Source organism: Caballeronia sordidicola, assembly GCF_001544455.2.
GTDB lineage: Bacteria > Pseudomonadota > Gammaproteobacteria > Burkholderiales > Burkholderiaceae > Caballeronia > Caballeronia sordidicola.
The window spans coordinates 286,880-299,830 of record NZ_FCOC02000003.1; the positions used below are offsets into that span (position 1 = coordinate 286,880).

At 60.3% G+C, this 12,951-nt stretch carries 11 protein-coding genes; 10 read left to right on the top strand and 1 reads right to left on the bottom strand.

Translation table 11 applies throughout. From position 1 onward, the window contains the following. Window positions 1-58: 58 nt before the first annotated feature. From AWB64_RS07630 to AWB64_RS07645, 4 genes are all read left to right on the top strand, one after another. Window positions 59-763, top strand: coding sequence for an SDR family oxidoreductase (locus tag AWB64_RS07630; RefSeq protein WP_060818092.1), 705 nt, complete (start codon window positions 59-61; stop codon window positions 761-763). A 320-nt stretch (window positions 764-1,083) separates the two neighbouring features. Continuing rightward, entirely contained in the window at window positions 1,084-1,641 is a 558-nt protein-coding gene (locus tag AWB64_RS07635) for a hypothetical protein (RefSeq protein WP_063493170.1), read from the top strand. Window positions 1,642-2,021: 380 nt separating this feature from the next. Next, window positions 2,022-2,537, top strand: coding sequence for a peptide-methionine (R)-S-oxide reductase MsrB (msrB, locus tag AWB64_RS07640; protein WP_060818094.1), 516 nt, complete (start codon window positions 2,022-2,024; stop codon window positions 2,535-2,537). 69 nt (window positions 2,538-2,606) lie between these two features. After that, entirely contained in the window at window positions 2,607-4,409 is a 1,803-nt protein-coding gene (locus tag AWB64_RS07645) for a cytochrome c biogenesis protein DipZ (protein WP_060818403.1), read from the top strand. Between the two features lie 15 nt (window positions 4,410-4,424). Here AWB64_RS07645 and AWB64_RS07650 read toward each other — a convergent pair whose 3' ends face one another. Next, window positions 4,425-5,129: a class I SAM-dependent methyltransferase gene (locus tag AWB64_RS07650; protein ID WP_060818095.1), complete on the bottom strand. Its 705-nt coding sequence runs from the start codon at window positions 5,127-5,129 to the stop codon at window positions 4,425-4,427. A gap of 277 nt (window positions 5,130-5,406) precedes the next feature. On the opposite strand from AWB64_RS07650, the gene gudD reads away from it, so the two are divergent. The 6 genes from gudD (at window position 5,407) to AWB64_RS07680 (ending at window position 12,946) form a co-directional block, all read left to right on the top strand. Continuing rightward, window positions 5,407-6,756: a glucarate dehydratase gene (gene gudD, locus AWB64_RS07655; RefSeq protein ID WP_208603250.1), complete on the top strand. Its 1,350-nt coding sequence runs from the start codon at window positions 5,407-5,409 to the stop codon at window positions 6,754-6,756. A 560-nt stretch (window positions 6,757-7,316) separates the two neighbouring features. Beyond that, a complete protein-coding gene (locus AWB64_RS07660) occupies window positions 7,317-8,336 on the top strand; it encodes a LacI family DNA-binding transcriptional regulator (RefSeq protein ID WP_060818096.1) in 1,020 nt (339 codons plus the stop codon). A 1-nt stretch (window position 8,337) separates the two neighbouring features. Next, window positions 8,338-9,825, top strand: a complete 1,488-nt coding sequence (locus tag AWB64_RS07665) for a sugar ABC transporter ATP-binding protein (protein WP_060818097.1) — start codon at window positions 8,338-8,340, stop codon at window positions 9,823-9,825. Then, the gene (locus tag AWB64_RS07670) at window positions 9,806-10,828 is read left to right on the top strand and encodes an ABC transporter permease (RefSeq protein WP_060818098.1); all 1,023 of its coding nucleotides are present in this window, start codon (window positions 9,806-9,808) and stop codon (window positions 10,826-10,828) included. Before AWB64_RS07665 ends, AWB64_RS07670 begins: the two co-directional genes overlap by 20 nt. Before the next feature lie 63 nt (window positions 10,829-10,891). Further along, complete coding sequence (locus AWB64_RS07675) at window positions 10,892-11,842, top strand: substrate-binding domain-containing protein (protein ID WP_060818099.1); 951 nt, start codon at window positions 10,892-10,894, stop codon at window positions 11,840-11,842. A gap of 39 nt (window positions 11,843-11,881) precedes the next feature. Further along, on the top strand, window positions 11,882-12,946 hold the full coding sequence (locus AWB64_RS07680; RefSeq protein ID WP_060818100.1) for a sugar phosphate isomerase/epimerase family protein: 1,065 nt from the start codon (window positions 11,882-11,884) through the stop codon (window positions 12,944-12,946). Window positions 12,947-12,951 lie beyond the last annotated feature (5 nt).

A 12,951-nucleotide genomic window follows, 5' to 3' on the forward strand; every position in this document is an offset into this window, starting at 1 on the left:
GCATGTCGCCGGGTGTTTTTTTAATCCAGATAGTGCATATACACAAACGGAGTTTGACATGGAAATCAAAGGCAAGGTGGTTCTTGTAACGGGCGCGAATCGCGGCCTGGGCGAGCAGTTCGCGAAGTCGCTGCTGGCAGCGGGCGCATCGAAGGTCTATGCAACTGCGCGGGATCAGTCCGCCGTCAAGATTCCCGGCGTGGAAGCGGTTCAACTCGATGTGACCAACGCAGCGAGCATTGCTGCGGCAGCCGACCGGCTGACCGACGTGCAGATCGTCATCAACAATGCAGGCGTGATTGTCGGCGGTTCGCTGCTGGACGCAGGCGCGGCCGATGCCGTGCGCGCTCTTGTCGAAACCAATGTAATCGGCCCGCTCGCCGTCACGCAGGCATTTGCGCCGGCTTTGAAGCGCAATGGCGGCGGCGCGGTGGTGAATATTTTGTCCGTGCTGAGCTGGCTGACTATCGATGGAACGGGGCCTTACAGCGCGTCCAAATCCGCCGCGTGGGCGATCACGAACGGTTTGCGCACCGAATTGCGCGGTCAGAACACGCTGGTGGTCGGCGTGCATCCGGCTTTTATCGATACCGACATGACCGCTGGCATCGATGCGCCGAAAACCACGCCGCAAGAAGTCGTGCGTCAGGTGCTGGAAGGGCTGGAACAGGGCAAGGAAGAAATTCTCGTCGATGGCGTTGGCCGCAACGTCAAGCAGTCGCTGTCGTCGGCAACGCCTGCTTATCTGGCGCCAGCCCATTGATCGGGAGCCGTGAGCTTGGCCGCATGACGGGTACGAACTTCAACGCGCGCTGTATGCTGCCAGATCAGGAATGCATCGATTTCACGCGAGCGAAGTTTCCTTCCCCCTAGGGTTTCCACGCAATGGACCGTCGAGAAAGATGCGTGGAAAAGCGGTCCAGCACTCCAAAATGGACATAAACGCGAAGACTTGGCGGATTATTGCGATAGTCTTTCGCACGAGCCCAGCGCACCAACAGTATGGTGAAAGCTCGTTTGATTGCGCCCGCAACCGCTATTCGGCCCGGGCGTAGCCGATCCCGTTTTCGGAGTGCAATAGCTATGAGAATTCCCCTGTCTGCCGGTGTTGCCATGCTGTGCGTGAGCGCAAGCGCGCTCGCCCAGCAGCCGCCTGCGTTTCCAATGCGCAGCCAAAATCCGGCGCAAATGAGTATCGACAACGCCATGTGCTACAGCTACGCCAATCAACACACGGGCGTGATCATGGCGAAGCAGTCGCAAGTGCCTCAAAAACCGCAGGCCACGAAGCCCGGCGCGGTGCACCCGGTTGCAGTGGCGGCGCCGTTGCCGTCGGCAATGTCGCCCGGGTCCGGGCCGGTTGGGGCGTCGGCTGCCTACGCGGCTTCTGCCGCTTACCCTGCTTCCGCCGCTTCCGGCACAGCGAAGTCGATGGCTTCCACGCCGGCCTCCGCTTCTGTATCTCCCGCAGCCTCCGCCGCAAGGCCGGGCGTCGCCTCCGATGCACGCGCGGTCGCCAGTGCGAGTTCCTCATCCACCGACGCACCCATGCCTGCGCTGCCTCCGCCCGAACCGCCGATGGTTCAGTACTGGCGCGCGTATAGCGAGTGCATGACCGAGCGTGGGTACATGGTCAAGTAAGCAGTGGTATAAAACCTGGGTTCTCGAATGCCTTTCATTGCGCCCGTCTCCGGGCGCAATTCATTTTCCCCCACTCATTTCCCGTCATTAAGCACTTCACTTCGCCTGATCACGCGTTACGCTATATTTCATAAGATATAGCGTAACGATCGATAAATTCGATCAGCGTGATGTAACCCGCCAAGCCTTCACGACGAACTAGCTAATAGAAGCGCTTGAATGCGGTTTTCATGCACAAAAACATTTTCACTCCGCCAGGGATTAAACCCGCGTCAGAGGTGTTTGCGTGTTTGTTAGCACGTTCGGGTATCCAGATCGACACGAATCCGTCCATAGCCGGACGGGAATGCTTGGCAGTGAGTCTTGTTAAGGAGCACATCATGACCACCAGACGCCGGTTTTTATTTGCAGGCAGCGTGTTGGCCGCTGCTACGTTCGCCACGCTGAGGCAACGCAACGTGCTGGGCGCGAGCGCGGCTGACGCGGGAAATACAGCCGAATCCTTCGAAGTTGTGCATACCAGCGATCAGTGGCGCGACCTGCTTACATCGGCGCAATACGACGTGCTGCGGCGCGAGGGCACGGAGCGGCCTTACAGCAGCGCGCTGAATGGCGAGCATCGCAGCGGCATGTTTTCGTGTGCGGGATGCCAGCTCGACGTTTTTTCGTCACGCACGAAGTTCGAAAGCCACACAGGCTGGCCGAGCTTCTGGGCGCCGCTCGATCATGCGGTCGCGACCCGCGAGGATCTGTCGTTCGGCGTGTCGCGGACGGAAGTTCATTGCCAGCGCTGTGGCGGCCATCTTGGCCATGTCTTCGAGGACGGTCCTAAACCTACCGGACTTCGCTATTGCATGAACGGCGTAGCGATGAACTTCAAACCGGGTTCTGCCTGAGTGCTTCGAGCGCGGCCTGATTGCGGCCTGATTGCCGCAAAACCCCTGAACTTCGAGATCCTCCAGCTCATGCTGCTCATCATCCTTGCTTATCTTGGCGGCGCGCTCACTATCCTGAGCCCGTGTATCTTGCCTGTCTTGCCGTTCGTCTTCTCGCGGGCGGATCAGCCCTTCGTGCGCAGTGGCCTGCCGTTGCTGGCCGGCATGGCGCTGACTTTCGCGGCCGTGGCAACGCTCGCGGCGGTCGGCGGCGGCTGGGTGACACAAGCCAACCAGTACGGCCGCTGGCTTGCGGTCGCGTTGCTTGGCGTCTTCGGCCTGACCTTGCTGCTGCCAAGCTTCGCCGAGCGCGTGATGCGCCCCTTCGTGAGCGCGGGCAACCGTCTCACTGAATTTGCACAGGCCGACGGGCAACAGGTCCGCGCAGGGTCATCGTTCTTGCTTGGCATCGCGACCGGATTGCTGTGGGCGCCCTGTGCCGGCCCGATTCTCGGACTGGTCCTGACCGGCGCGGCGTTGCGTGGCGCAAGCGTCGGTACGACCTTGCTGCTCGCAGCCTATGCGGCAGGCGCGGCAACGTCGCTTGCGGTCGCGTTGCTGATCGGCGGCCGCGTGTTCGCCGCCATGAAGCGGTCGCTGGGCGCGGGCGAGTGGATTCGCCGCGGTATCGGCGCTGCGATGCTGCTTGGCGTGGTCGCTATAACGCTGGGACTCGATACCGGCGTGCTCGCGCGTGTCTCGACCGTCGCAACGGGCGGACTTGAGCAAAAGCTGGTCGATCGTTTTTCGCCGGCATCGGCAACCAGACCAGCATCCGCCGATACCGACAAATCCGCCGACGCAGCAGGCACGAGCGCAAATCCGCCCGCCATGATGCGCGCAGCCGCCACGTTCGACGTCCCGCTGCCTGTGGAAGGCCAGTTGCCGCCGCTGTCGGGGGCGGTTCAATGGCTCAACTCGAAGCCGCTTGACGCGCAGGACTTGCGCGGCAAGGTCGTGCTTGTCGACTTCTGGACGTACTCGTGCATCAACTGCCTGCGTTCGCTGCCGTACGTGAAGGCGTGGGCGCAGAAATACCGCGATAAGGGGCTCGTCGTGATCGGCGTGCACGCGCCCGAGTTTGCGTTCGAGCGCAACGTCGATAACGTCAAGCGTTCCGTGCATGATCTCGGTATTGACTATCCGGTGGCTATCGACAACGACTACGCCATCTGGCGCGCGTTTGGCAACCAGTACTGGCCGGCGCATTATTTTATCGATGCAAAAGGGCAGGTCCGCTTCCACCACTTTGGCGAAGGCGATTATGCGCACTCCGAAGAAGTGATCCAGCAGCTATTGAAAGAAGCCGGCCATACGGATGTTGGCCCGGCGACAAGCGCGACCGACGCCAAAGGCGTGCAGCAAGCCGCCGACAATGCCGACATGAGGTCGCCGGAGACCTACGTGGGTTACGAACGCGCCGAGAATTTCGCCGGGCGCGGTGGCGAGTCGCATGATGCGGTTCACACCTACGCCGCGCCGGCCACGCTTTCGTTGAATGATTGGGGATTGGGCGGCGCGTGGAAAGTGGGCGCTGAGGAAGCGTCGCTGGCGGGATCGAAGGGAACGATTGTGTATCGATTCCACGCGCGGGATTTGCATCTCGTGCTGGGACCGGGCAAGGACGGCAAGCCCGTGAAATTCCGCGTGACGATAGACGGCGCGGCTCCCGGCGATGCGCACGGCACGGATGTCGCCGCCGACGGCACGGGCACGGTGACGGACGAGCGGCTTTATCAGCTCGTGCGGCAGCCGGGCGACGTGAAAGACCGCACGTTCAGCATCGAATTCCTGGAGCCGGGCGTGCAGGCTTATGCGTTCACGTTCGGTTGATCGGCGGCGGTTCGTTCAGACTTCGTTGAATCGATAAACCAGCAAACGCCCTTTGTACGCGGCAGTGTCGTCGAACGCAACGCGGTCGAGCCGTTCTTCGCGCATTTGAAAGCCGCGGTCGCCCATTTGGCGATTGAATGCCGCGCGATTGCCGCGGTCCGGGTCCACAATCCAGACCTCGGCTTCGGGCGACGCGTGCAAGCCGATAAACGCTGCGAGTGAAGCGTTGGCGTCGCGTTCATAGAGCAGGTCGCTGCCCATGATCAGGTCGTATCGGCCGTTGACGATGCTGCGTCCCGCCGTGTCTTCGAGCGTGCCTTCCAGTTCCGGGACGGACCAGTTGCCGTGGAGATATTTCATCGGCGGGAGGTCGTTCAGGCGCAGGTTTTCGTCGAGGAACGCCGACGTCAGCGGATGGCAATCGCTTGCCGTGACATCCGCTCCCCGCCGGTGCCCGACGAGACTCGCAAGCGCCAGGCCGCAGCCGATCTCGAGGATTCGTTCAGTGGCGAGCACGGGCCGCAGCGCGAGCCGCGCCGCGAGATGCGCGCCCGATGGCCACAGCATGCCGAATAGCGGCCACATGGCGGACGAAATGCCGATGCGTTCGGCGTCGCCCGAAGGGTCGGAGAATTGCTGCAGGTCGAGCAGTGAACGAATGATGAGATTGTCAACGCCGGTGACGGCGATGTTTTGCTGCTTGGTCAGGTAACCGGACATTCAGGCGGCGCGGATTTGATTGCCGCGCGGAGGGGAGGGGGACGTAGTATGCGCCGGTTTCGAGTCCTCGCGTGGTTTGTGCGAGCAAAGGGTTCGATTAGTCATCAGACATCTTGGTTTTCATAGATCCCTGTATCAGTCCATCAAAAATCCTGTTCGATATCGCCAAGCCGCCGGTCTGCCATAGATAGGGTAAACGCACCGTTGAGGAAGTCTGGGAAAAAATCGTATAGTGTCGTCAGACAACATACATTAATTTTCCCTGAGTTCCAAGATCATGCCCATGACGTCAGTCAAGCCCAACGCCACCCCTACTGTCACGGGATTGCGCGTCGTTCCTGTTGCTGGCCGTGACAGCATGCTGTTGAATCTGAGCGGCGCGCACGGGCCGTTCTTTACGCGCAATGTCGTGATCCTGACCGATAGCGCGGGCAATACCGGTGTAGGTGAAGTGCCGGGTGGCGAGGCGATCCGCAGGACGATCGATGACGCCCGCCCGCTGGTGGTTGGCCAATCCATTGGCAATCTGCAGGCGATTCTCAACGGAGCGCGCACGCAATTCGCTGACCGCGATGCAGGTGGCCGTGGTTTGCAGACCTTTGACTTGCGCACGACCATCCATGCCGTCACGGCGCTCGAGGCTGCGCTTCTTGACCTGCTGGGCCAGCACTTGGGCGTACCGGTTGCGGCGCTTTTGGGTGAAGGCCAGCAACGTGATGAAGTCGAGATGCTTGGCTATCTGTTTTACATCGGCGATCGCGGGAAGACTGAATTGCCTTACGCGAGTGGCGCTGGCGGCAACGATGACTGGGAGCGCTTACGTACGGAAGAAGCGCTGACGCCTGAAGCTGTTGTGCGGCTGGCTGAAGCGGCTCAGGCGCATTATGGCTTCAACGATTTCAAGCTAAAGGGCGGTGTTCTTTCGGGCGATGCGGAAATTGAAGCCGTGACTGCGTTGGCGGAGCGTTTCCCGAAGGCGCGCGTAACGCTAGATCCGAACGGCGCGTGGTCATTGGCAGAAGCAATCCGTCTCTGCCGCGATCAGCACCATGTACTAGCTTATGCAGAAGATCCGTGCGGGGCGGAGAACGGTTATTCGGGGCGTGAGGTCATGGCGGAATTCCGCCGAGCGACTGGCTTGCCAACGGCGACCAACATGATTGCTACGGACTGGCGTCAGATGGGCCATGCCATTCAGTTGCAGTCGGTGGACATTCCGTTGGCCGACCCGCATTTCTGGACGATGCAGGGTTCCGTGCGTGTGGCGCAGATGTGCAATGAATGGGGTCTTACGTGGGGATCGCACTCGAACAACCACTTCGACATTTCGCTTGCGATGTTTACTCACGTCGCGGCGGCGGCGCCTGGCAGGACTACTGCGATTGATACTCATTGGATCTGGCAGGATGGCCAGCGCCTGACTCGTCGGCCGTTACAGATTATTGGTGGAAAGGTGAAGGTGCCGGAGCAGCCGGGTTTGGGCGTAGAGCTTGATATGGATGAACTGGCGAAGGCGAATGCGCTTTATGAGCAACATGGACTTGGAGCGCGAGATGATGGTGTTGCGATGCAGTTTCTGATTCCGAACTGGAAATTCGACAACAAGAAACCGAGCCTTGTGCGATAAGGAAAAACGATTTCCTTCGTTCGGAACAGCGATACCGGCTGGGCGGCACGATAACTTTAGAAAAGTAAATAGCAGAGCGCCCCAAAATCAGTACGTTTAACTAACATTTTGTTAGTGCGCGCCGCGCTTTCCGGTTTGAGGCTACTCACACTGGTGGCGAAGCGTGTGGGTATCTGTGAACGGAGGGGGAGGGTTTCAACTGTCCGAGGTTATGCGCTGAGTGTTCTTTTGAAGTCCCAAGCAGATATACGTGCACGCTCGGGACACTTAAGAACTGGCGGTTGAAAGGCGTTTTCTTTGCTTCGTTTCTTTTTCGCCGTTGGAAAAAGAAATGAAGTCCCGCCACGGACAGTGGCCAACAGTGCTAAAGAGGAACAACGCACAGGGACCGCGCGCAGGCGCAAAAAGCAGCAAACCCATCCCACTAACCACTCACTCCAAGTGCCAACGACTTCCCTTGGCGTTTGTCCCTATCGCAAACCCCCACCCCGCGTCCAATAATGTAATCCATTACATCGAATGGCATACGAAACGCCCGACGACCGAGAAAACCAAAACCCATGTCCGAATCGTTTCGCATCCCCGATGAAATATCTATCTCCGATGTCGCACAAACGGCGGGCGTTTCGGTCGCAACCGTTTCCCGCGTTCTCAACGGCCACACCAACGTCCGCGAACCGACGCGTGAAAAGGTCCTCGCTGCGATCGCGGCTAGTGGCTACCGCGTCAACGAACTTGCGCGCAACTTGCGCACTGCTGAAAGCCGCTTGCTGCTCACCATGGTCCCTGACTTCGGCAATCCGTTCTACTCGGCGATAGTGCGCGGCATCGACAGTGTCGCGCGTCAGAACGGCTACTTCATGCTGCTCTGCGACACCGGCGCGGACCCGGGCCGTGAGCGAAGCTACTTCGACCTCTTGCGCGGGCGCCGCGCTGATGGCGCGATCTGCCTGGACCCTGCAGCCGTACAAAAGGCCCTCGCCGAAGAAGCGTCCGCGCTCCCGTGGGTCGCCTGCTGCGAATTCGATCCAGCGGCGGGCGTCCCCTACGTAGGCATTGATAACCACCAGGCAGCCGGTGACGCCGTGCGTCATCTGCTCGGCCGCGGCCACAAGAAGATTGCGCTGATCAATTCAGGCCACGGCTATCTCTACGGCCGGCAGCGCGCGGAAGGTTATCGCGATGCGTTGAGCGCAGCGGGTATTGAAGCCGATCCGGCGTGGCACATCGATCTCGATACGCTCGATTACGCCGCGGGCGAAGCGGCCGCGCATACGCTCGCATGTCTGCAAAACAACCGTCCGACGGCCGTGTTCGCCGTGTCCGACACGCTCGCCATTGGCGTTATCAATGGCTTGCGCGGCGCGGGCCTGCGGGTGCCGGACGAGGTGGCCGTAGTGGGTTTCGATGACATCGCCGTCGCCGCGCAGATCGATCCGCCGTTGACAACCGTCGCACAACCCATGCGCGAGCTTGGCGAAACTGCGGCGAATCTGCTGCTCAAGCGCCTGCGCGATCCGCATGCGGAAGTCCCTGGCGTACTGCTGCCGCACAAGCTGATGATACGAAGGAGTGCGTGACATGAGCCTCGCAGTCGGCTTCGATAATATCGCCAAGCAGTTCGGGCCTGTGCGCGTGCTGCATGGCGTCAGCTTCGATCTCGCGCCCGGCCGCGTCTACGGCCTCCTCGGCGAGAACGGCGCGGGCAAGTCGACGCTCATGAAGATCCTCGCAGGCTACGAACAGGCAAGCTCCGGCGCGTTATCGATCAACGGCGTCGTGCAGTCATTCGATAGTTCTCGCGATGCCGAAGCCGCCGGCATAGTGCTGATCCATCAGGAACTGAATCTCGCGGATCATTTGAGCATCGTGCAGAACATGTTTCTCGGCCACGAGAAGCGGCGCGGTTTTTTCCTCGATGAACCCGCCATGCGGGATGAAGCCCGCGCACGCTTGACTGATGTCGGCCTGCATCGGCACCCTGACACGCGCGTGCGCGATCTGATCGTCGCGGAAAAGCAGCTGGTCGAAATTGCGAAGGCCATGCTGCGCGAGACCCGTCTCCTGATCATGGACGAGCCAACCGCGACGCTCACGCCCGCGGAAACGCAGCGTCTATTTACCTTGATGGCGCGTCTGAAAGAGGACGGCGTGACGATCGTCTACATCTCGCACAAGCTCGACGAAGTGGAACGCGTGACGGACGAAGTGATCGTGATGCGCGACGGCCGCTTCGTCACACGCAGTCTGACGGCGCAGACCTCGCGCCAGCAGATGGCGAACCAGATGGTCGGCCGAGAAGTATCGGACATGTTTCCCGACAAACCCGCGCTTGCAGCGGATGCGCCCGTCGCCTTCAAGGTCGATCACGCGTTCGTCCCTGGCTGGGCCGAAAACATCAGCTTCGCGGTGCGTGCGGGAGAGGTATTTGGCTTCGCGGGACTCGTAGGCGCGGGGCGCACGGAACTCTTCGAAGGACTCATTGGCTTGCGGGCGCGCACGGCGGGGAACATCGAACTGAACGGCGCTCCGATCAATCCGCGCAGCCCGCGCGCGGCAATGAAATACGGCATCACCTACTTGAGCGAAGACCGCAAGGGCCGCGGCCTGCATGTGGACATGGCGCTCAAGGACAACCTCACCATGATGACGCTCGAGCGCTACGCACATCCCTTGCTCGATGGTCAAGCCGAACGTGACGCGTTGAAAAAAGCCGTGGAGGATTTCGGCATCCGCACGGGCAATCTCGCGAGTCGCGCGCGCATGCTGTCGGGTGGCAATCAGCAAAAGCTCGCGCTCGCAAAGTTCCTGCATCCCGATCCGCGTGTAGTCGTGCTCGATGAACCCACGCGCGGCGTGGACGTGGGTGCTAAACGCGACATCTATTTCCTGATTCATGCGCTCGCCGCCGAGGGCCGCGCCGTGATCGTCATATCTTCCGAACTTATCGAACTGATTGGCCTGTGTCATCGCGTGGCGGTGATGCGCGGCGGCCAGCTCGTCGCCACGCTTGGGTCCGGGCAACTCACCGAAGAGAGGTTGATCGCGCATGCGACCGGCACACACTGAAGGCGTGGAAGTATCAAAACGCAGTCGCCTGGGCGCACTCGCGCGGCGGCTGCACGGCGTCGGACCGCTACTTGGACTGATCGCGCTGTGTATTGGCGGGACGCTGCTCAATCCCGATTTCGCCACCTTCGATAACGCCATGAACGTGCTCACGCGAACGTCGTTCATTGGCATCATTGCGGTGGGCATGACGTTCGTGATCATCTCGGGCGGTATCGATTTGTCGGTTGGATCGATGGCCGCGCTGATTGCCGGCAGCATGATCTGGACCATGAACACGCTTGCGCGCGGCGTGGGCGGCCATAGCTTCGCACCGCTGACGATAATCGCCATCGGCATTGTTTTAGCCCTTGTTTTAGGGGGTATTTTCGGCTTGGCGCATGGTCTGCTCGTGACCAAGGGGCGCATCGAGCCATTCATCGTAACGCTTGGGACACTCGGGATTTTTCGCGCCGTGCTGACGTGGCTTGCGGATGGCGGCGCGCTCACGCTCGACAATACCCTGTCCGATCTTTACGGTCCCGTGTATTACGCGAGTCTCTTCGGCATCCCTGTGCCGATATGGGTGTTCCTGATCGTCGCGGCCGGCGGCGCGGTCGTGCTGAACCGCACCGTGTTCGGCCGCCATGTTCAGGCGATCGGATCGAACGAACAGGTCGCGCGTTATGCGGCCATTCGCGTGGATACCGTAAAGATTGTCACGTATGTGCTGCTCGGTTTGTGCGTTGGCGTGGCAACCGTGCTGTATGTGCCGCGCCTGGGTTCCGCGACGCCAACCACCGGTCTTCTCTGGGAACTCGAAGCCATCGCGGCCGTGGTTGTAGGCGGGACCGCGTTGAGAGGCGGCGAAGGGCGCGTGATCGGAACGGTGATCGGCGCGATCCTGCTCTCGGTGATCGCGAACATACTGAATCTCACCAGCATCATCAGCGTGTATCTCAACGCGGCAGTGCAGGGCGCCGTGATTATTTTCGTAGCGTTTTTACAGCGTGGACGTCGTTGAAGTCTGTTCGCACCGTGCCCTGACATCCGCTCAGGTGACTGTCACAACAATGGAGACACAGCAATGAAAAACATTCTTCGCGCACTCGGCGCATTGACGCTGGCGGCAAGCGCGGTCTCGGCCATCGCCGCCGACAAGGTCACGCTCGGCGTCGCCATTCCGACGGCCACGCACGGCTTCACCGGCGGCATTGTGTGGTGGGCCAACGAAGCGAAAAAGGAGCTGGAAAAAGCGCATCCGGATCTGAAGATCATCGTCAAGACGGCGGGCGGCGCGCCCGAACAAGCTAATCAATTGCAGGATCTGGTGACCGTGAACAAGATCAATGCACTGGTGATTTTCCCGTTCGAATCGGCGTCGTTGACGCAACCCGTGGCGCAGGTCAAAAAGAAGGGCGTATATGTGACAGTGGTGGATCGAGGTCTGACCGATACCAGCGCTCAGGATGCCTATGTAGCCGGCGACAACACCGCGTTCGGCAAGCTGCCCGCCGAATATCTGGCGAAGACGCTGGATGGCAAAGGCGACATTGTCGCGTTGCGCGGCATTCCGACCACGCTCGATAACGAACGCTGGACCGCGTTTGAATCGGTGATCAAGCAGCATCCGGACATGAAGGTGCTGGACGCCAAGTACGCCAACTGGAATCGCGACGACGCGTTCAAGGTGATGCAGGATTACCTCACGCGCTTCAAGCATATCGATGCAGTCTGGGCCGCCGACGACGACATGATGGTCGGCGTGCTGAAGGCCATCGATCAGGCGAAGCGCACGGACATCAAGGAAGTGTTCGGCGGCGCGGGATCGAAGGAAGCGGTCAAGCGGATCATCGATGGCGACAAGCTGGTGAAGGCCGACGTTTCATACTCGCCCAAGTTCATCTACGACGCGATCAAGCTCACCGCCGAAGCACGTTTGAAGGGTGAAAAGCTGCCCGCGACAACCATCATTCCCTCGGTGCTGATCACGAAGGACAACGCCAAGCAGTTCTACTATCCGAACTCGCCGTTCTGAGTTTATCGATGATGAACAGACGTCTGTGGATCCACGATCATGAAAACCATCAAAGGCCCGGCGATTTTCCTGGCGCAGTTTCTTGGCGATGAATTGCCTTTTGACAATCTCGCGCATCTTGCAGGCTGGGCGAAGGGGCTGGGTTATGAAGGCATTCAGGTTCCGTGTGATCCGCGGCTGATCGATCTCGAACAGGCGGCGAAAAGCGACGCCTATTGCGACGACCTGCGCCGCGTCGTGGAGGATGCGGGTGTATGCATCACGGAATTATCGACGCATCTGCAAGGGCAACTCGTGGCGGTTCATCCCGCCTACGACACGCTTTTCGATGGCTTCGCCGCGGCGCACGTTCGCGGCGATCCGCGGGCACGCACCGCGTGGGCGGTCGAGCAAGTGGGATTCGCCGCGGCCGCGTCCAGGCGTTTGGGTTTGAGCGCGCATGTCACCTTTTCGGGCGCTCTGGCGTGGCCATATGTGTATCCATGGCCGCAGCGCCCGCAAGGGTTGATCGAAACGGCGTTCGATGAACTGGCTCAACGCTGGCGTCCGCTGCTAGACGCCTTCGATCAGGCAGGCGTGGACGTGTGCTACGAATTGCATCCGGGCGAAGACTTGCATGACGGCGTAACGTTCGATCGTTTTCTCGATGCCGTCGATCATCATCCGCGCGCCAACATTCTCTTCGATCCGAGCCACTTCCTGCTGCAGCAGCTGGACTATCTTCAGTTCGTCGATATCTATCACGACCGTATCAAGGCGTTTCACGTCAAGGACGCGGAGTTCCGGCCCAACGGTCGACAGGGCGTGTACGGCGGGTACTCGGGCTGGGTGGACCGGGCGGGGCGCTTCCGGTCTCTTGGCGACGGGCAGATCGACTTCGGCGCGATCTTCTCGAAGATGGCGCAATATAATTTTCCCGGCTGGGCGGTGCTTGAATGGGAATGCGCATTGAAGCACCCGGAAGACGGCGCGCGTGAAGGCGCGGGTTTTATCCGCGAGCATATTATCCGCGTGGCGGATCGTGCCTTCGATGACTTCGCCGGAAGCGGCGTGAACGGTGAGGCTTTACGGGAAGTGTTGGGGATTCGTGGACAACAGCCATAATCGCG